This is a genomic window from Flavobacterium sp. PLA-1-15 (assembly GCF_049060005.1).
Classification (GTDB): Bacteria; Bacteroidota; Bacteroidia; order Flavobacteriales; family Flavobacteriaceae; genus Flavobacterium.
Genome location: NZ_JBMGQS010000029.1, coordinates 1 through 20822, shown reverse-complemented (window position 1 = coordinate 20822; position 20822 = coordinate 1). Strand labels below are relative to the sequence as shown.

Annotated in this window: 15 protein-coding genes; 6 read left to right on the top strand and 9 right to left on the bottom strand. The window is 37.1% G+C overall.

The features are described from left to right. The first annotated feature begins 87 nt into the window (after positions 1-87). The 5 genes from ACI6PS_RS13905 (at position 88) to ACI6PS_RS13885 (ending at position 8816) form a co-directional block, all read left to right on the top strand. Positions 88-1437, top strand: coding sequence for a DUF5723 family protein (locus ACI6PS_RS13905; protein ID WP_421013176.1), 1350 nt, complete (start codon positions 88-90; stop codon positions 1435-1437). Between the two features lie 56 nt (positions 1438-1493). Further along, positions 1494-2822: an aldehyde dehydrogenase gene (locus ACI6PS_RS13900; protein ID WP_421013175.1), complete on the top strand. Its 1329-nt coding sequence runs from the start codon at positions 1494-1496 to the stop codon at positions 2820-2822. 45 nt (positions 2823-2867) lie between these two features. Next, a complete protein-coding gene (locus tag ACI6PS_RS13895; RefSeq protein WP_421013174.1) occupies positions 2868-3686 on the top strand; it encodes a hypothetical protein in 819 nt (272 codons plus the stop codon). A gap of 180 nt (positions 3687-3866) precedes the next feature. Beyond that, on the top strand, positions 3867-7952 hold the full coding sequence (locus ACI6PS_RS13890) for a PAS domain S-box protein (RefSeq protein WP_421013173.1): 4086 nt from the start codon (positions 3867-3869) through the stop codon (positions 7950-7952). A gap of 12 nt (positions 7953-7964) precedes the next feature. Further along, positions 7965-8816, top strand: coding sequence for a neutral zinc metallopeptidase (locus ACI6PS_RS13885; RefSeq protein WP_421013172.1), 852 nt, complete (start codon positions 7965-7967; stop codon positions 8814-8816). 82 nt (positions 8817-8898) lie between these two features. Here the strand turns inward: ACI6PS_RS13885 and ACI6PS_RS13880 are convergent, their stop codons facing one another. After that, positions 8899-9051 carry a hypothetical protein gene (locus ACI6PS_RS13880; protein ID WP_421013171.1) on the bottom strand — a complete coding sequence of 51 codons (153 nt, stop codon included), beginning with the start codon at positions 9049-9051 and terminating at the stop codon, positions 8899-8901. Positions 9052-9406: 355 nt separating this feature from the next. On the opposite strand from ACI6PS_RS13880, the gene ACI6PS_RS13875 reads away from it, so the two are divergent. Next, positions 9407-9967 carry a DUF6642 family protein gene (locus tag ACI6PS_RS13875; protein WP_421013170.1) on the top strand — a complete coding sequence of 187 codons (561 nt, stop codon included), beginning with the start codon at positions 9407-9409 and terminating at the stop codon, positions 9965-9967. A 91-nt stretch (positions 9968-10058) separates the two neighbouring features. Here ACI6PS_RS13875 and ACI6PS_RS13870 read toward each other — a convergent pair whose 3' ends face one another. From ACI6PS_RS13870 to aroC, 8 genes are all read right to left on the bottom strand, one after another. After that, positions 10059-11555, bottom strand: a complete 1497-nt coding sequence (locus ACI6PS_RS13870; protein ID WP_421013169.1) for a glycosyltransferase — start codon at positions 11553-11555, stop codon at positions 10059-10061. A 10-nt stretch (positions 11556-11565) separates the two neighbouring features. Next, a complete protein-coding gene (locus ACI6PS_RS13865) occupies positions 11566-11934 on the bottom strand; it encodes a hypothetical protein (protein ID WP_421013168.1) in 369 nt (122 codons plus the stop codon). Positions 11935-12098: 164 nt separating this feature from the next. After that, complete coding sequence (locus ACI6PS_RS13860; protein WP_421013167.1) at positions 12099-14144, bottom strand: cytochrome c biogenesis protein CcdA; 2046 nt, start codon at positions 14142-14144, stop codon at positions 12099-12101. After that, positions 14144-15454, bottom strand: a complete 1311-nt coding sequence (gene tilS / locus ACI6PS_RS13855; protein WP_421013166.1) for a tRNA lysidine(34) synthetase TilS — start codon at positions 15452-15454, stop codon at positions 14144-14146. Before tilS ends, ACI6PS_RS13860 begins: the two co-directional genes overlap by 1 nt. A 39-nt stretch (positions 15455-15493) precedes the next feature. After that, positions 15494-16783, bottom strand: coding sequence for an anthranilate synthase component I family protein (locus ACI6PS_RS13850; protein ID WP_421013165.1), 1290 nt, complete (start codon positions 16781-16783; stop codon positions 15494-15496). Positions 16784-16895: 112 nt separating this feature from the next. After that, positions 16896-17834, bottom strand: coding sequence for a T9SS type A sorting domain-containing protein (locus ACI6PS_RS13845; protein ID WP_421013164.1), 939 nt, complete (start codon positions 17832-17834; stop codon positions 16896-16898). A gap of 93 nt (positions 17835-17927) precedes the next feature. Then, a complete protein-coding gene (locus ACI6PS_RS13840) occupies positions 17928-19340 on the bottom strand; it encodes a dicarboxylate/amino acid:cation symporter (protein ID WP_421013163.1) in 1413 nt (470 codons plus the stop codon). A gap of 17 nt (positions 19341-19357) precedes the next feature. Then, positions 19358-20419 (bottom strand): chorismate synthase, encoded by a 1062-nt coding sequence (aroC, locus tag ACI6PS_RS13835; RefSeq protein WP_421013162.1) that lies wholly within the window; start codon positions 20417-20419, stop codon positions 19358-19360. Positions 20420-20822 lie beyond the last annotated feature (403 nt).

Genomic DNA, 20822 nt, shown 5'->3' with positions numbered 1-20822 from the left:
TAATCCCTATAAATAGGTATTTTGTAATACAGGTGTTAATTAAATCTTAATTTGTTTTATATTTGTAGCAACAAAAACAGTTTCACTATGAAAAAAGCAATTCTTTTATTAGCTTGTCTTGCGTTTGGCAGTAGCTTTGGGCAAGACCATTTTTCAGGAATTACCACCTCAAAAAGAGTGGGTATCTTGAACGGAAATATGAATCCATCAGAATTTTCCAACTTAGATAGTCGGTTTGAAATTCAACTTACCGCACTAAGTTTAGGCGTTTCTAATAATAAAATCAGTTTTAATGATATAATAGATGGAAATGATGTTGAAAGCCTATTATTTGCCGGTAATGATAATGTAGACTTTAATCTAGACGCTGAATTAGCACTTCCAGGAGTTGCTTTTAGACTACTGGATTGGGGATTTGCAGTCTCTTCCAAGGCACACATAAAGGCCAATGTGGTAAATGTTGATTCACAATTAGGGGAAGCGCTAGTAAACGAAGCTGATGCATTAGAAATCATAACTAGCGACATATATAACAATGGAAACCAACGTGTTAATGCAACGGTTTGGGGAGAATTAGGGTTTTCAGTAGCTAGAAAATTATGGGAAAAAGATCTACATAGAATCAACGGAGGATTGACCTTAAAATTATTATTTCCAGGTTCTTATGCCAATATTGGATTGAGTAACCTTGATGCAAATATCACTACCAGTACTACTGAAAACAGATTGCATGATGCCACAGGAAGTTTGAATATTGCCTATTCAGGTAATTTCGGCGAAAGTTTTTCTGATTCAAGCGATTATACCAGTTCATTATTTGGAAACCTAAACGGAATGGCAACTGATTTTGGTTTTGATTATCAGTTAAAAAATAAAATTGGCAAGGGAAACAGGCTAAAAGTTGGCGCATCTATAAAAAATCTTGGAAGTATGACTTTTAAAGGTGATGACAATGTTTCAAACACATATGAAATAAATATTCCAACTTCAGGAATAGATCTTAATGATTTTAATGATGTAGAAGGATTGGATGATGTTAAAGCTATATTAGAAAATAATTATCCAGATTCATATTTTGAAGAAAAAGAAACCAAGAAAGACATCAAAGTAAAACTACCAACGGTTTTCAATCTTTATGCCGATGTAAAAGTAGTTTCAAAACTTTCGGTTACACTCTTCATGCAACAAAGAATGGGCGATAATGAAAAAGACAATCAGATTACGGCTATAAACTCATTCTCTGTTACACCAAGAGTAAGTTTAGGATTTTTTGAAGCATTCCTTCCAATAGGAAACAACGAAATATCTGGAACCACAGCAGGATTTGGTTTTAGATTGGGAGGCTTTTTCCTTGGTTCAAATTCAGCTTTAACTGCTTTAACGAGCGAAAGCAAACAAGGAGATCTCTACTTTGGATTTAGATTTGGTTTCTTGTAGGAGCAGATTGCTTAATCCGAATTTTAAAATTATCTTGCAGTACCAATAATTTTAAAATGGATTATAAAAACAATATCAATTTCAGGAAACAATCGTTAGTGAAGCTTTTAGTTGCAATCAAATTGCATGAAAAGGAAATTACCGAAGCTTTGCATAAAGATTTTAAGAAACCTGCTTTTGAAGCATTTGTTACCGAAATAAACATCGTTCTCGAGGATTTAAAATATACTATAAACAATATCAATAGCTGGGCAAAACCTAAAAAGGTTTTGCCCTCTTTTTTGAATTTTCCTTCCAAGGAATACATCTACAGCGAGCCTTACGGAAACACATTGATCATCTCGCCTTGGAATTATCCGTTTCAACTTGCGATGTGTCCGCTGATTGCTGCAGTTGCGGCGGGAAATAAAGTTACCCTGAAACCCTCGGAACTTACTCCAAATACCTCCAGCCTTATTTCTAAAATCATACGGGAAACTTTTGAGCCTAATCATGTCATTGCGGTTTTGGGAGATGCGAGACTGTCTGAAGAGTTGCTGAAAAAACGATGGGACTATATTTTCTTTACCGGAAGTGTTTCCGTGGGGAAAATTGTTTATAGAGCGGCCGCCGAACATTTAACACCCGTAACTTTGGAACTTGGTGGAAAAAATCCATGCATTATCGATGAAACGGCTGATTTACCTTTGGCAGCAAAAAGGATTGTTTGGGGAAAATTCATCAATGCGGGTCAAACGTGCATTGCTCCCGATTATCTTTTGGTCAAGCCAAATATTAAGCATAAATTCATATCGCTACTCAAACAGGAAATCATGAACGCTTATGGCGAAAATCAGGAATTGTCGCCCGATTTTGCTAGAATCATAAACAGGGATCATTGGAAAAGATTGATTGGCTTGATGGAATTTCAAGATATTGCTTTCGGCGGAAGCCATAATGAAGACGACAATTATATTGCTCCTACCCTAGTTGATGAACCAAATCTAGACAGTGCCATCATGAAGGAGGAAATTTTCGGCCCCATTTTGCCCATTCTTTCTTATAACTCAAATGACGATTTGAGGCGAGTTATTTCAAAATCTGAAAAGCCACTTTCGCTTTATGTTTTTACTGAAAACAATGCTTTTGCAGAAAAAATAATCCAAGAATATTCTTTTGGTGGTGGTTGCATAAATGATACGGTTATCCATTTTTCAAACAGAAGACTTCCGTTTGGAGGTGTAGGAAATTCAGGAATTGGCGCTTATCACGGAAAGCTAAGCTTTGACACTTTTTCCCATGAAAAAGCAATTGTCAAGAAAGCAAATTGGCTGGATATTCCTTTCCGATATGCACCCTATAAAAACAAATTGAAAATGATAAAAAAAATCTTGAAATGGATATAAAATTTTTATCTTCACTCTATTAAAAAATTAAACTTAAACACCAAAATGAAATCTACTTTAGAGAAAGTTCAAGACATTAAAGACCATGGCTACCGTCTTGATATAGGCGAAGTTATAAGTCAAACATTTGAAAACTATAAAAAAATTGCCCTGCTAACGGGTGGAATAATTATCGTACTGGTAATACTTTTTATTGTACTTGTGTTGGGAATTGGGGCTGTGCTGGGCTTAGCTATAAACTTTACCGATTTCCTAACGGACTATAGTGTTGGAAATTTTAGCGCAATTACTTTGCTTATAAAAATGGGAGTGACCGTTTTGATAGGTGCTTTAATGTCGCCAATAACTGCCGGCATCATGCAGATTGCCCATAATGCAGAAACCAATCAAGATTTTGACTTTTCTACAGCCTTCGTTCATTATAAAACCAAGTATTTCAAGGATTTGTTTTTAGCAACACTTATCATTGCATTTACTTCTTCGGCTCTTGAAACAATTATCAAATTAAGCCAATTATACTTTTTTGATGTAATTTTGACGACACTTTTGGGTATTATTTCATTCTTTTTCTCATTGCTTGTTACACTCTTTACATTGCTAACTGTACCATTTATTATCTTTGGGAATCTCTCGGCAATGGATGCTATTAAAGCAAGTATTACAACGGTTTCAAAGCGATTCTGGATTATTTTACTTGTAATGATCATTTGTTTCTTATGTGCAATGATGGGGATTTTGGCTTTATGTATTGGTATCTTCTTTACAATTTCCCTCTATATTTCTGCTCAGTATATCATTTATAGGAATGCGATTCCAATGGATGAAAAGGATGAACTGGACGAAATTGGTTCATCCGAATATTAGACTTAAAATTTCACTAAAAGCATTCCACAATCTTCAAATGATTCTGGAATGTTTTTTTTTGGATAAAACCCTTCATTTGAAACCCTGTTTTTCTATCTTTACTCTAATTATTTGTAGTAAAAATAATTCTTATAAAAACTTAACCCCGAGTTATTTATGTCCATTTTTAAAAGGCTATTCTTGCTCCTTTTACTATTTATAAATTTTGGAGCAAACTGCAATACTATTCTAAATTTCAACAGTATTTTATACCAGGCAATCGAAAATCCTATTGTTGACAAAAATCACCCAGTTACAAGTAATGAAAACAGTTATAATATAGAAACGCCTTTTTATTTCAATTGGTGGTTTGTATTGCTTATAGTGAGCGTAACATCCATCATATTTGTGACCATCTTAAGAAAAGTTTCCTACTACAACAAAGACTTGGTTATTAACTTTACTGAAAATAAAACAAATACAGAACAGTATAGAACCTATTTGATATTTTTTGGACTTGTGTTCCCTATATCAGAAATATTACTCGAAATCTTCAAAATCAGGCTCAAAAGCGAACTTATAGAAACGGTTTCGATTGGAGTTTTCTTTCTTATTTTGTATTTCATCAGCGATAAAGTGACTTTTGTACAACGCTATTTTCAAAAAATATTTGTTTGTGCATATGCTTCATTATTAACCTATACAATCTTCAAACTGTGCTATTTCCCTTTTGAACTTGTAACATTTGCCGAGCTGATTGTCATGTTCTTTTTTGCTCCAAACATTTTTTATTCTTTACGGAAATATTGGGTTTTTGTGGTGGTTTTTCTGAGTGTATTTTTCGTGCTTTTAATTACAAATTTAATTCGTCCGGATTTGCTTGTTGTATTTTTATATGCATTCATGTTTATTATTTCGATTCATTACATAAGGCATATCGCAATATTAAATTCGCAGGAACGATTGCTTTTTGCAGACGCAATTGTCAACAAAGGAAATTCGTTAATAATCGGTACCAATGCAAAGGGCGAATTGACTTATTGCAACAATACCATTGTTTCGGTTTTAGGCTATGAACCTGAAGAAATTATAGGCTTGAACTTTTGGGAACTGACTGAAAGCATTGAAGTAGTTTTTAAAGAAAACAACCAAAGTGATCCCGAAGAAGATTTGCAAACCCAAAAATTAAAGTGTAAAAACGGAACACACAAATACATCCAATGGAAGAATAAAAAGTACAATGAAAACTTGACAGTAGGTATCGGGCAAGATGTCACGGAGCAAGTCAAGATCCAAAACCAATATAAAAACCTTATACAAACCGCAACTGACATTATCTTTGAAACCGATGAAGAGGGGAATTTTACATTTATAAATGATTTCACGATTGCACATCTTGGCTTTGCGAAGGAAGAAATTATTTCTAACAATTATTCTGCTTTCATTAGGGAAGATTATCGAGAAAAACTGATGGCTTTCTATGAAGATCTTGTCGAAAATGAAAATGATTTTCCTACCATTGAATTGCCTCTTATTAAAAAAGATGGTTCGGAAATTTGGGCATCGCAAAAAGTAATCATCCTCAAAAACCATCTTGGAGAAATAACGGGATATTCTGGAATCGCCAGAGACATTACTGCCTTCAAAAATATTGAACTTGAAAATCTCAACCGACAGCTTAAAATACAGAAATATAATGCTACAATCAATAAACTTTCAACAACCAATTTCAGCAGTTTTGAAGACTTAAAATCCATAGTTGAGCTGGTTCTAAAAAATGCTTCCATTGATACAAATGTAGACAGGGTCAGCTATTGGAATTATTTTTCTGATAAACTTATTTGCCACACTTTATATGATTTAGAATCCGATACTTATAGTGACAGCCAGGTTTTCGAGAAGAAAGATGCACCTCATTACTTTGAAAATCTCGAAAAAAATAAGATCATTATTGCCTCTGATATTGCATTGAAAAGCAACGAAGATCTCTTTTTCAACGAATATTATTCGGATAATAATATCAAATCGATGATGGATGTCTCGATTATTCAAAACGGACAGATTTTAGGTGTCTTATGCTTTGAAACGAGCAATAAAAAGAAATTCTGGGACAATGAGGACATCAACTTTGTTCGTACTATTTCGGACATTATTTCCTTGGCAATCGAATCACAGATGCGTCTGATAGCCGAAAAAAAACTGGAATACAAAAGTGATTTGCTTTCGGCTTTGGCTTTGTGTACCGAAAAATTCCTATTGAGCAAAAGTATTTACGACATGTTTTCAGAAACTTTCGAAATCATCGGAAAAGCCACAAATGCCGACCATATCTATTATTATGAGAACGATCCCAAGACAAATTTGATCAGTCAGAAATACAAATGGGGCAAGGAAAATATCGTACTACAAATTACGCCCCTAAGGAAATTTGATCATGCCTTTTTCAAAAACATTATTGAGGCGGCAAATAACAAAAGACCGTATCAATCCATCATCAGTAAAGAAGAAGAAGGTCCTGCAAAAACCGTTATGATTGCAAACGAAATCAAATCGGCACTGGTCTTACCGGTTTATTTTAAAGATCATTTTTCAGGTTTCATTGGGCTTGATGATTGCAGCGAAGAACGCGAATGGTCAGAAGACGAGATCAACATACTTCAAACGCTTGCCAATAATGTTTCGGCTGTTTTGGAAAGAAGTATTAATGAAAATATAATTTTTGAAAGCGAGGAAAAATTCAGGCTTTTGGCCAGCAACATGCCCGGAACCATCTATCTTTCGCAGAATGACGAATCGCTGACAAAAGTTTATTTGAATGATGAGATTGAAAAATTAACCGGTTACACGAAAAATGATTTTCTTGAAAAAACCCTCAATTGGATGGATCTCGTGCTTGAAGAAGACAAGGAACTTTTAAAATCCATCACTCGAGAAGCCCTAAAAGAACAAAAATCCTTTAATCATACTTATAGAATTAAAAACAAGGAGAACAAAGTAATTTGGGTGGAAGAATTTGGCGATATCATTATAAAAGATGGAAATATCAATTATGTCGAAGGAATCTTGATCGATATCACCGAAAGAAAGCAAGCCGAAGCCGCTATTATTGCCAAAGAAATGGCAGAATCTGCAAACAAGGCGAAATCTGAATTTCTGGCCAATATGAGCCACGAGATAAGGACTCCTCTAAATGGAATCATTGGATTTACAAATCTGCTCATGAAGACTGACCTTCAGGAAACACAGGGAAAATACATGCTTACCATCAATGAATCGGCAAATTCGCTATTGGACATCGTAAACAATATCTTGGATTTTTCTAAAATTGAAGCCGGAAAATTGGAATTAGATATTAGGAAAAACGACATCAACGAAATCCTCAAGCAGGTTATCGATTTGATCCGTTTTGAATCTGATCATAAAAAATTAGGCCTCAAGATTAATATCGATTCAAAAATTCCCAACAATGTTTGGTTGGATTCGGTTCGAATAAAACAAATCTTGCTGAATCTTTTGAGTAATGCCATTAAATTTACCGTAAAAGGTTCGATAGAACTAAAAGTTTCGGTTATTGAAGAAACTAATGATGTCCAAAAAACAATCCGCTTTTCGGTTGTGGATACAGGAATTGGAATCGTAAAAGAAAATCAGGAAAAGATATTCCAGGCATTTTCACAGGAAGACAATTCAACAACAAGAAAGTTTGGAGGAACCGGTTTGGGGCTGACAATTTCAAATCAGTTGCTTAATTTGATGAACAGTAAATTGCAATTGGAAAGCGAATTTGGAAACGGAAGTGCTTTCTATTTTGATTTGAATTTAAAAATATCAAATGAACCCGATCAGGAAAAAGAATTAAAAACGATAAATATTAAAAAAAATAATGTAGCTTTAAATTCAAATACAAAAGTTCTTGTCGTTGAAGACAACAAAATAAATATGTTGCTGACACGTACCATTCTGAAAAATTCTTTTCCTGATGTAATCATTCATGAGGCAAAGGACGGGAAAGAAGCCGTAAATCAATTTGTAGAAATACAACCAGATATTATTTTAATGGACATCCAAATGCCTGTAATGAATGGTTATGAAGCGACAAAAATTATACGTGAAAACGAAACTGGCAGGAACACGCCTATTATTGCATTAACAGCAGGAACTGTAAAAGGCGAAAAAGAAAATTGTTTAGAAGCAGGCATGAATGATTATATTACCAAACCAATTATCATAGCCGATTTGGAAGAAATAATCCTGAAATGGGTCAACAAAAAAACCAAAACAATTTAAAAACAAAAAAATATGAAATGGCAAGGAAGAAGAGAAAGTGGTAATCTCGAAGACAGAAGAGGAATGTCCGGAGGAAAAGTCGTTGCCGGTGGTGGTATCATCGGGGTTATTATTTTACTGATTACAATGTTTGGCGGACAGGATGCTCAAAATTTGGTTCCGGTTATTGAACAGCTCAATCAGCAGCAATCCACTCAGGTAGAACGGGAATTAACTCCTGAAGAGATAGAAACCGGTAAATTTGTTGATGCCTTATTGACCGACAATGAGGAAGTATGGGGAAAGATTTTCCGTGAAAACGGAATGACGTACAAAGAACCTAACTTGGTTTTGTTTACCGGTCAGGTTCAAACCGCTTGTGGTGGCGCGACTTCTGCATCTGGACCTTTCTATTGTCCTGGTGATCAGAAAGTGTATATGGATATGGATTTCTTTAAGGAACTGAAAAGCAAGTTTGGCGCAAAAGGCGGTGATTTTGCTGTAGCCTATGTCGTAGCGCATGAAATTGGTCATCACGTTCAGACACTTCTTGGTACTTCTGGAAAAGTACGCGAAATGCAACAAGGCATGAGTGAGGCTGAAGCCAATAAACTGTCGGTTGCGTTGGAACTTCAAGCTGATTTTTATGCCGGAGTTTGGACACATCATAATCAAAAGATGACACAAATGCTTGAACCTGGCGATATAGAAGAAGCGCTCAGTGCGGCCGAAGCTGTAGGTGACGATGCGATACAAAAGAAAATGCAGGGCCACGTAGTTCCTGATTCTTTTACCCACGGGACATCTGAGCAAAGGATGTATTGGTTTAATAAAGGTTTTGAAAGTGGCGACATTAAACAAGGAAATACGTTTGAGAAATTATAAAAAGAAAACCCTGCTAGTTGCAGGGTTTCTTTTTTGTTGACATTTTACTTTTTATCCTTCAGCATTAATTCCTTGATATACTTCACAGGAGGTTTAGCTTCCACAGGCCTTCTACGAATTGCTCTTTATAGGCCTCAAATTTCTCGTCGGCATTTGCAGCTGTTTCGGTTGTGTCTTTTTTATTGCACGAAAAAAGTAAAAGTGCGAATGACAGGGAAAGAATCGTTTTTTTCATCTGTTGCTTTTTGTTTGGTAAAGGTATGAAATGTTTCTTCTCTATTTAAAGTTCTCAGTTGGAGAAATCTGTGGCTCTTTTAGCGAAAGCGATAACTGCTATTGAAAATTTTGTAGGAAGGTTTGTTTTTTCTGTAGGTGCGTTGACAACAATCTAAGTTGCGTTGGCGACAATCTAAGTTGCGTTGGCGACAATCTAAGTTGCGTTAGCGACAATCTAAGTTGCGTTGGCAACAATGTAAGTTGCGTTGATGACAATCTAAGTATTTTCTAAAAGAACATCTCCTTTATTTGAATTGAACCTAAATGCTCCTTATTTCTATTTTACTTAAATTTGCTGAAACTACCTACACCCCATGGATCAAGAGCATTTAATTTTCTGCCTAGAAGCAGTTTCCGATATAGAAATAACAACGACTACTGAAGTTCTTGAAAGCCTTGAAAAAATGGCGCTTGCCACTGGAATAGACAGTATTTACAAGACTTGCGACAGTATTGAAGGACTTGAGGAAAGCCTTGGCATACTGCTTTATGAGGATAATAATTTTCAGGATTATGAGATTATTTATTTGGTGATGCCTGGTGAGGAAAACAATATTTGCCTCAATAACTACTATTATAGCTTGGAAGAAATTGCTGAGCTGTTTGAAGGAAAAATGAAAGGAAAGATTATTCATTTTGCGAATGCAAAACCTTTGGATTTAACCAATGACGAGGCGCAATATTTCTTGGATATTACAGGAGCACGAGCTATTTCTGGCTACGGGAATGCTTCTGCGAAAGCAAACAGTGTGCAGCTTGATATGGTTTTCTTTTCTCTTTTTCAGGAGGAAGATGACTTGGAAGAAATTGTTGAGACCTTGCACAAGAAATATTACACGGTTTGTAAGGTTCTTGATTTTAGGATGTATTATTGATAATCGTTTGTAAGAATATCCAAGTATAATTATAACCAAAAACGGAACCATTATGGCTCCGTTTTTTTTTGAATAAATATAGTAGGTCAAGTTAGTTTTTCTGCGGTAATTCCCTTGTAAGCCAACCTTTTTTTGCTGCTGTGATAATTGAATAGGGTGCGATCCAGAATAATCCGAAAGTGTACAAAACACTATAAGAATAAGCCCATAATGCTTCTGAAAGGTTGTGTCTCTTTGCATAAAACAAGACTGGGAAACTCGATACAATCAAAATTCCAAGAAGTGTAGAACTCACGAACAAGATTGGATGTGTCACGATAAAGAATATCATGAAAAACAAGAACGGGATGGTCATAGCGATTGTCAAGAACTGATTCAAGAATAACAATCGTGCTCCGAACTTAGACTCTTTTCTGAAATTTTTGAAGACAAATTTTGCCATCATCAGGTTCTCACGCACGTTACTTCTCCCCCATCTAATGAACATTTTATAAAGGCCTTGGTATTTTTCTGGCACATCGGTCAAGACGTAGGCGTTTTTTTGAAATAGTACATGATGTCCTTGTTTTAAGATCATGTTAGTCATTGCACGGTCTTCACCAATATCAGAGGGTTGTCCCATAAACTTTTGATCGATCCATTCGGGAAGGCAAGCAAATACAGCATCTTTACGGTAGGCGGCCAAAGCTCCTGGCGTACAGAGTACTGTTCCGAGCATGCTTTCTACTGAACGAACGAACTCAAAACTCATTACGAAACTTACATTTAGCATCTTTGGAAGGATCGCTTTCTTATTGTTCAAGACACGAACGTTTCCGGCAACGGCTCCACAGTTTTCATTGGTTACAAAAGGACTTACCAAGTTTCTTAGAGTGTCTGTTTTGATGATCGAATCACTATCGATGGTTACAAAAACATCACCTGTTCCTAGATTAAAACCTCTGTATAATGCATGACGTTTTCCTTGATTTTTTGGTTGTTGCAGGATCGTCAATCGGTCGCCCAATTGTTTCTTTGCTTCTTGCATCCAATACCAAGTATCGTCTTTACTTCCATCGTCAATGGCTAGTAATTGTAGTTTTGCTTCAGGGAAATCACTAGCGGCGATACTTTTCAAGGTTTGCCAAACTAGTTTTCCTTCGTTATAGGCTGGAACAATCACGGTTACTGTTGGCAATAATTCGTCGCTAACGGATTCGATTGGCTTGTATTTGAAATATAAAAATAGGTTGTAAACGAAGAAGCTTACTTTGAAAAGAAGCAATGCTGTGGCGACAACAATAAAACTAAAACCGATGGTAGAATTAAGACGTTCTGAATTGAATGCGTAAAACTCCGGCTGAAGTTCATAGACCATGTAGGCTCCTGTGAACATTAATAAAAAGGTTCCGGCTAGGACGAAAACATTCATGGCTGAGACATTTTCGAATGCCTTGATGATATAGTCCTGTATTTTTACATAAGGCGAAAAAGTGGTTCTTAATGCCTCGTTGTTCATTTCGAATAGCGTATTTGCAAAGTTGCTTTCGCTAGCACTATTGCTTTTTGATGCGTATAGTTGTTCTGATGTTATGGCTTCGCTTTTCATAATAATCTGCTTATGTATGGTACAATTGTTTTTTTTCTATACCAAAAGGCAAGAGCTGTGCCATTGGGATTATTGCAATGAAATCAAGGGTTTTGTGCATAATTGAAAGATAATTCTGTGTATATTTTACCCACATTACAACCCAATGCCCCATTAGAATTGAAGATTTTAGATTGTAGATTGTAGATTGGAGTGCGGTTGTGGTGAATTGCAGTTTGGAAAACGGGATGGAGTTCGGTTTATGATCTCTCGACTGCGCTCGGGAGGACAAAGTAGATTTTGGAAGTAGATTGTGGTTTGGAATTGGATTGGCGATTTTAATACCTAACAGGTTTTGAAAACCTGTTAGGAGGGCGATTTGATGGCAAGTTGAAAACATTTTTTCCTTTGGGAGTGTTGATTCTTGTGAGTTTAGCCCCGATGGTAGCGGCATCCTTTTTCCCTCGCCTTTTTTTGGCGAGGGAAAAAGATAGAGCGGACAGCGGGAAATAGCTCCAAAAAAAAAAGCTTCTCTTTATCGAGAAGCTTCTTTTTGCTTATGGTTTATTTTTTGAAATTTTCCAGACCGTCTTTTAGCCAAACTAAGTATTCGTCGACGCTAACGTAGCTGATGGATTCCTTTTTCTTGTTTAGGCTTTTTCCTTCTAAATCGGTCAAGACATACAGGGGCTGTGTGTTGGTCTTGTATTTTGTAATCATAAAATCGGTCCATTTGTCGCCAATTGTTTCGATCTCAGAGTCGGTTTCTTTAGAATAAAATTGTTGGTCTTTTGGCAACGGTCGCTTGTCGTCTACATACAATGAAATCAAGACTACATCTTCTCTTAATATCGGCAGGATGACTTTGTCTGACCATACGTTATTTTCCATCTTGCGACAGTTTACGCAGGCGTGGCCTGTGAAATCTAACAGGATAGGCTTGTTGACTGATTTTGCATAGGCCAAACCTTGGTCATAATCGTCGAAAGTGATTAGATTATGAGGGCCGTATTTAGCGCCTTCTGGTAGTTTTGCTATGGCTACTCCACCGCCAGCTGTGTTGCCTACTCCATTCGGGCTTTCGCTATAGGTCATTGGTGGCGGGAATGCACTGATGATTTTTAGTGGTGCACCCCAAAGTCCAGGAATCAAATAAATAGTGAATGTCAATACCAACAATCCCATCATTAATCGTCCAACGGAGATAAATGGCAATGGGCTATCGTGTGGCAGGGTGATTTTTCCGAATAGATATAGGGCCAGAGCTCCGAAGATTGCTATCCAGATAGCTAGGAATACTTCTCTTTCTAATAGGTGCAATTGCAATACCAGATCGGCATTTGACAAGAATTTGAACGCTAATGCTAGTTCTAAAAATCCTAGAAATACTTTAACGGTATTCAACCATCCGCCTGATTTTGGCAGGGTGTTCAACCATCCCGGGAACATTGCGAACAGCATGAATGGCAAGGCTAAGGCCAAAGAAAAACCGAACATTCCTATAATTGGTCCAATTCCTCCATGCGCTGCAGCTAAAAATAATAAGTTTCCAATAAAAGGTCCCGTGCAAGAAAAAGATACAATTGCCAAGGCTAAAGCCATAAACAAAATTCCTATGATTCCACCTCTATCAGCTTGACGATCTACTTTGTTTGCCCAAGAATTTGGAAGCATGATTTCAAATGCACCTAAAAATGAAAGCGCAAAAATGATTAACAAGGTAAAAAATATAAGGTTGAACCAAACGTTTGTAGCTAAATCATTCAGGGCATCTGCTCCAAAAGCAGCGGTTACTATAATTCCTAAAGCAACATAGATTACGATGATTGATATTCCATAAATTATTGCATTTTTGATTCCAGCAGCTTTAGTCTTGCTTTGCTTTGTAAAATAGCTAACTGTCATTGGCAACAAAGGAAAAACGCAAGGCGTCAATAACGCTGCAAAACCAGCCGCACAAGCTAAAAGGAAAATTGTCCATAAGCTTTCCTCTGCTTCTGGGGCTTCAACTTGTGCTGTATCTGTAGTTGCTTCTGCAACAACTGGAGTTTGTTTCACTACTGTATCCACAGTTGTAACTGCAGTTTTAGTATCGGCTGGGGCATCGACAGGAGCTAGGACAATGTCTTCTTTTGGCACATCGGTAATCTTGCTGACAACAATCTTAGGAAGATCGAATTTAAGTTTTTTGTTTCCGTTGATGCAAACTTCTTTACAAACCTGATAATCTACTTCAGCATCTATGCTAGATAGTTTCACATTGATGATTTTAACTCTTTGCTTTACCCAGAATTTATCTGAAAAGAAAATTTCATTCACACCAAAAGTGTCATTAAAAGCAGTCTTTGTCTTGCTTTCAACTGCCTTACCCACCAATAAATAGTTTCCGGCAGTTTCTTTGAATTTAATTTCTAAAGGAATTGGTCCGTCTTCCGGAGTAAACTGGGAATATAAGTGCCACTCAGGATCTAGATCTCCTTCGAAAACGAGATTGAATTCGGTTTCAGAGATTTTTTCAACTTTTGTAGACCATTTTACGGGATTCAGAATTTGAGCGTTGACCTGCGTGATTGCTAAAAAAGTAAGCAGTAAAAAAAGTAATCTTTTCATTAGTGTAATGCGATTTGTATAATTTGTTTTGTAGTTGTTGTTGCTTTAAATCGTTCGTCCTGTCGGATCCCAACGATCCATACAATTTGGTCATCGGAACAAAGAAGCCATGTGTTTTCCTTTTCAATCAGGGAAAGTTTTTCGTCCTTAAAAAATTTGCTCACTTTTTTGGATTTTCCTTTCATTCCTGAGGGATAAAAAACATCACCTTCCTTCCATCTTCGTAGAACCAACGGATATTTTAGTTTTTTTTGGTCCACAAATATAGTTGTATTTGAAGCATTTGCTATGCTTGTAATCTTACAAATAGACAGTTTTATGTGAAAATTAACGTCTTGTTGGTTTTCTTCAATATAATATTTTTCTTCTCTGTCGATTTCGGTTTGAGGCGATACAATCAGGTAGTCACGGTCCTTGAGCAATTTAAAATTTTCCGAAAAAATCTGTTTTCCCGATTGGCTTTCGACTAAACTATAAATATCGTTCCAAGCCTTGAAACCAAAAGGTTTTAACCATTCATACAGATAGGCTTTGTAGTTTGGTAATTGAAGTAATTCTTTAAGGTTTATTTTCTTCTGATTTTCTTCGTCTTCGACTACCTTTCGGTAAACTATTCGTGAAGCATCGTCGACTAAAGTCATGGACTGTTGAAGATTCTCTAATGTGTTTTGAAAGGACGAAATAAAGTTAGCGTTCAATGTTTTCAAAACGGGAACTATCTCCTGACGGATTTTATTGCGAAGGTATTTATCCGAGGTATTACTGCTGTCTTCACGCCATTGAATGTTGCTTTGATTGGCATAATCCAAGATTTCTTCCCTTCCGAAAATCAATAATGGGCGAATGGTTTTGTCATTCTGCATCGGAATTCCCGTAAAGCCATCCAATCCAGAACCTCTTGATAAATTGATGAGAAAGGTTTCGATATTATCGTCTGCATGATGTGCTGTAAGTATGAAATCGTAGTTGTTAGTTTCCAAGAGTTCGTAGAACCAATTGTAGCGAAGCTCACGCGCGGCAACTTGGATGGAGAGCTTATAATCCTCGGCGAAAGCCTTTGTATCAAATTGGGTCACAAAAAGAGCAATGTTATTCTCTTTAGCATACTTTTCGATGAACGCTTGGTCTCCTTCGCTTTCTTGACCTCGTAGTTGGAAATTGCAATGGGCAATGGCCATTACAAAATCAGTTTTTTGGAACAGATCCAGCATCACCATACTGTCAACTCCGCCACTAATGGCGAGCAAAAGTCTTTTTCCTTGAAGAATTGGTAAATTTTGGGATAAATGTTTTTGAAGTCTTGAAATCATCCTCAAAAATAGGAAAAAGATTTCGGCTTTCCTCAAACTTTAAGATTTCAAAACGGTGTGCATCGCCTTTGCCTTGAGTAGACATTCTTCGTATTCCTTTTCAGGAATAGATTGAGACGTAATGGCGCTCCCCACTGAAAAGGAAATGTATCTGTTTTCCTCGTTGTATAAAATACTCCGGATGACAACATTAAAATCGAAGTTACCATCGGGCGTGAAATAGCCTATTGCACCGCTGTAAAGTCCGCGTTTTGTTTCTTCCAAATCCTCAATAATATTCATTGCCGAAATCTTTGGAGCTCCCGTCATGCTTCCCATCGGAAAGGTGGTCTTTATGACATCGACTGCAGTATATTGCGGATCGAGCTTTGAAGTAATAGTTGAAATCATTTGGTGCACTTGCAGAAAAGAATAAATCTGGCAAAGTTCTTCAACTTGTACAGAACCTTTTTGAGCCGTTCGTGACAGATCATTGCGAACAAGATCTACGATCATGATGTTTTCCGAACGTTCTTTTGGGTCTTTCTGCAGATTTTCTTTAGCATTTTCATCTAAATCTTTATCTTCAAATCGTTTGGAAGTTCCTTTGATGGGTTGGGAGATAATTGTTTCGCCGTCTTTTTTCAAATAACGTTCAGGCGAAGCGGAAAGCAGGTATTGGTTCTTGTTTTTGAAATAAACGGCAAAAGGTGCCTGTGATATTTCATTCAGCTTCAAAAATTTATCAAGCGGATTTATTTGAGCATCCTTGGAAAAAAACTCCATGCAGAAATTAGCCTCATAAATATCGCCTCGGTGAATGTGCTCCAACATCTTCCCTACTTTTGAGATGTAATGCTCCTTTGAAATTCTCTGTTCGATATTCAGTTCGACTTCAAAACCATCTGAAACGTAATTGGTATTTTGAATCTCTTCTATATCTTCCCCCAACTCATCATCACACATATTGAGGTATTTTATTTCCAGCTGATTTCCTTTTAGAAGAAAAAGTTTCTTCGGTTGAAAGAAAAACAAATCTGGAAAATCTAATCCATCAAAATTCTGTGACTTCAAGACTTCAGTATCGTTTTTCAAATCATAAGACAAATAGCCAAAAAGCCAATCTTTTGTAGTTTGCTGATAGGCTTTTAAATCCTCGAAAGCATTGTAATAATCAGTCTTGATGGAGGTAAACGCATCAACAGCCAAAACCATATCGTAACTGGAATAGTTGCCCGGATAATTATTGCTGTCCAAAAAAACAACTTCGCGAAATTGCTGTGCCCAAGTCAAAATTTGTTTTTTGAAATCGGATGGCTTATCGATGGTAAGAAAAAAAGAAGTTCTCAAACAGTATAATTTAGTTGGTAAAATTACGATAAAAATGCCATTGAAATAAACAGGTTTAAACGAAAAAACTCCCCAATTGCTTGGAGAGTTTTAAATATTGAACTTTAAATATTTAGTTCTTAATGACTTTTTTTGTTAAGTTTCCTTGATCAGAAGCAATATCCATTAAATAAACACCAGAAGCTAAATCTGATACATCAACTTGAGTATTAGATACACCGTTTAACTTTAGTGACTTTACAGTACGACCATTCATATCTGTAACTTTAACCTCATTCATCAAAATGTTTGCATTGTTGTTCAAGTAAACGACATTTGAAGTTGGATTTGGCGATACAGAAAATTTAGTTGCTAGATTATTATCAACTTTCAAAGTAGTTGCAGTTACTTTAAAATCATCCACCATAAACATATAATGGTCAACCGAATTACAAAGTATTCCGATTCTGATACTCTGTCCATCATAAGCAGATAAAGATTGTATTTTTTCAGCCCAATTAGGATAAGGAGCAGTTAAGTTTGTAGCACCAGAGATAATGGTAAAATCTGCTGCAGATGTAGGCGTTCCAGTTCCTGTATAAACTCCTATTTTATACGTTTCTAAACCATAACTACTTGATAATGATTTTACCCATACACTTAGAGAACTTCCCGTAGCACCTGTAAGATTGATTACTGGACTAACCAACCAATCATTATTAGGTCCCGTACCGCCTTGAGCAGGCATAACCGAAGCCCATGCTCCCATATATTTGCTACCTGTTCTGGCATCAAAATTTCTTAGTTCATTACCCGATGTGGCATTTGTAACCTGAGCAGCTGTAGGATTAAATACAATGTATGCTTGAGCCGCTCCTTCGTTAGCCCAATCAATTCCACCACCTCCAGAATAAGTAGTTGATCCGTCTAAGTCTATTGTTAGCCAGTCACCAATACCAGTAATTAAAAAATCATCATAAGTATCAAAACTGTCTTCAAACACTACGTTTTGAGCATTTGCAGTAAACATAGAGCCCAATAATAAGCTCGCAATAAGTAATTTTCTTTTCATAATATTAATTTTAAGTTCAAACGAATATATTGAAAAAAAACTTATATTCCTAATTAATGATATTTATTTAACAATAAAAAAATATAATATGCATCAATCCTTGTAAGGTGCCTCCTCATCAAATTCCCCCTCCCATTTGGCAATAACAACAGTTGCCAAGCAATTTCCAATAACATTTACAGAAGTTCTGGCCATATCCATCAGCTCATCGATACCTAGAATTGCAGCAATGATAAAAACAGGAAGCCCAAACTGATCTGCGGTTGCAATTAATATAATCAAGGAAGCTCTTGGAACTGCCGCCACTCCTTTTGAAGTAATCATCAAAGTAAAGGCAATGATCAACTGTTCTCCAAAACTTAAATCGATACCGGCTGCTTGTGCTACAAATATTGAAGCCAATGAGAGATACAACGATGTTCCGTCGAGATTAAAGCTATACCCCGTAGGAATTACAAACGATACAATCTTTCTTGGAACACCAAATTTTTCCATTGCGCTCATGGCTTTCGGTAATGCCGCATCTGAACTTGTAGTGGCAAATGCAATAGAAACTGGCTCTTTGATGGCCGATATAAATTTTAGAATTGGAATTTTAAGGAATAATGCAACCGGCAACAATACAAGCAGTAAGAAGAAAATCAACGCCAGATATAATGTTCCGAGCAACATAAACAGATTTTTTAGGATATCTACCCCTAGATGACCAACGGTATAAGCCATCGCTGCTCCTACACCAATTGGTGCAAAATACATGATCAAATTGGTAAACTTGAACATTACTTCCGAGAGGCTTTCGGTGAAATCGACCATCGGTTTTCTTTTCTTTTCTTCTACCAATGCCAAGCCTATTCCGAACAATACCGAGAAAACTACAATTTGCAGAACCTGATTCTCATAGATGGATTTCACAATGTTTTCTGGAAATAAATCCTTGAAGAAGCTTGTAAATTTATAGACACCGTGCACATGTTCCGGTAATGATTCGAGCATGGAATTGTTTTTTGTTACCGTTGGCAATTCTTCCTGTGGCATGCCCGATACATCAACACCAACTCCAGCCTCTGTAATATTGATGGCGGCCAAGCCTATAAAGATGGCACATGTTGTGGCACAAAAGAAATACAGCATCGATTTCCAAGCCATTCTCCCTACCTGTTTCAAATCTGAATGGCCGGCGATACCGTAGACCAATGTTGCAAAAAGAATAGGACCAACGATTGTCTTTACCAGCTTGATAAAACCACTACTAAGCGGTTGCAAAGCGGCGGCAAAGTTGGGGAAATCTACCCCCACAAAGATTCCCAGCACCATGCAGGTAAGGATCCAAGTAGTAAGATTTCTTCTGTCGAATGCGTTTGCAATCAATACGCAGGCTACGATCCAACGGACGCATACCATGACAACATCTGCGAAAGCAACCAACTCAAATTGATGGAGCAAGGTGATGATTAGCGCAATTAATACTGAAAAAAAAGTAACAATACTTATTTTTGATTTGAACATCTTCTCTCTTTTTTGAATTATTTATACGTTTTATTGATCAGGTAGAAATCGGCAAGGACAATGGCGGCCATTGCTTCTACAATTGGAACGGCGCGTGGAACTACGCACGGATCGTGGCGTCCTTTGCCTTGCATCTCTACAATATTGCCCTGATTGTCTATGGTTTCCTGCATTTGCATAATGGTTGCAACGGGTTTGAAAGCCACCCGGAAATAAATATCCATTCCGTTTGAAATACCGCCCTGGATGCCTCCCGAAAGGTTCGATTTAGTAGTTCCGTCAGGGTTATAAAGGTCGTTGTGTTCGCTTCCTTTCATCTTCGCACCACAAAAACCACTGCCGTATTCAAAGCCTTTTACGGCATTGATGGAAAGCATCGCCTTTCCTAATTCGGCATGCAGTTTGTCAAAAACAGGTTCGCCCAGACCAATTGGTACGTTTTGCAAGACGCATGTAATGGTTCCGCCAATGGTGTCGCCTTGCTTGCGGATTTCACGAATGTATTCTTCCATCTTTTGTGCTGTGGTCTCGTCCGGACAACGAACGGCATTGCTCTCGGTTTTTGAAAAATCCAAAGCTTGGTAGGGCTTGTCGATAAATATATCGCCTACGGAGGAAACGAAGGCATTGATTTTAACGTCCTTCAGGATTTGTTTGGCGATTGCTCCCGCCACTACCCTGCTTGCGGTTTCGCGTGCTGAACTTCTTCCGCCGCCACGGTAGTCACGGATACCGTATTTCTGTTCGTAAACATAATCGGCGTGGCTGGGACGGTATGCGTCTTTTATATGCGAATAGTCGTCTGACTTTTGATTGGTGTTTGGAATGATGAATCCGATTGGGGTTCCTGTGGTTTTTCCTTCGAATATTCCGGAGAGGAATTGTACCTCATCGTCTTCCTTTCGTTGGGTTACTATGGCTGATTGTCCTGGTTTTCTTCTGGACATTTCGAGCTGGATTGCTTGTAAGTTGAGTTCTATTCCTGGAGGGCAACCGTCTATGATGCCTCCCAATGCTTCGCCATGGGATTCTCCGAATGTTGTAATCTTATATAAATTTCCGTAGGTGTTTCCGGCCATTCTTTATTGTTTTGAACAAATATAGAATTAAAAGTTGAAAGGTCATAAGGTGAAGGGTGAAAGGTTATGGGTTCTAGGTTCTAGGTTGTGGGTTGTGGGTTCTAGGTTGTGGGTTCTGGGTTGTGGGTTCTGGGTTGTGGGTTCTAGGTTGAGGGGTATGAGTATTTAAAAAAGATTAAAAATGCAAGCTTTGAAGATTTTGTAAAAAATAGCGGAATAGTTCCAGAGTCCATAATTTTTTTGAAATGGATGTTGGAACTGTTCCAGTGCCTATATTTTTTTTAGAACGAGCATTGGAACTGTTCCAGTATCCATATTTTTTTTAGAATGGATGTTGGAACTGTTCCAGTGCCTATATTTTTTTTAGAACGAGCATTGGAACTGTTCCAGTATCCATATTTTT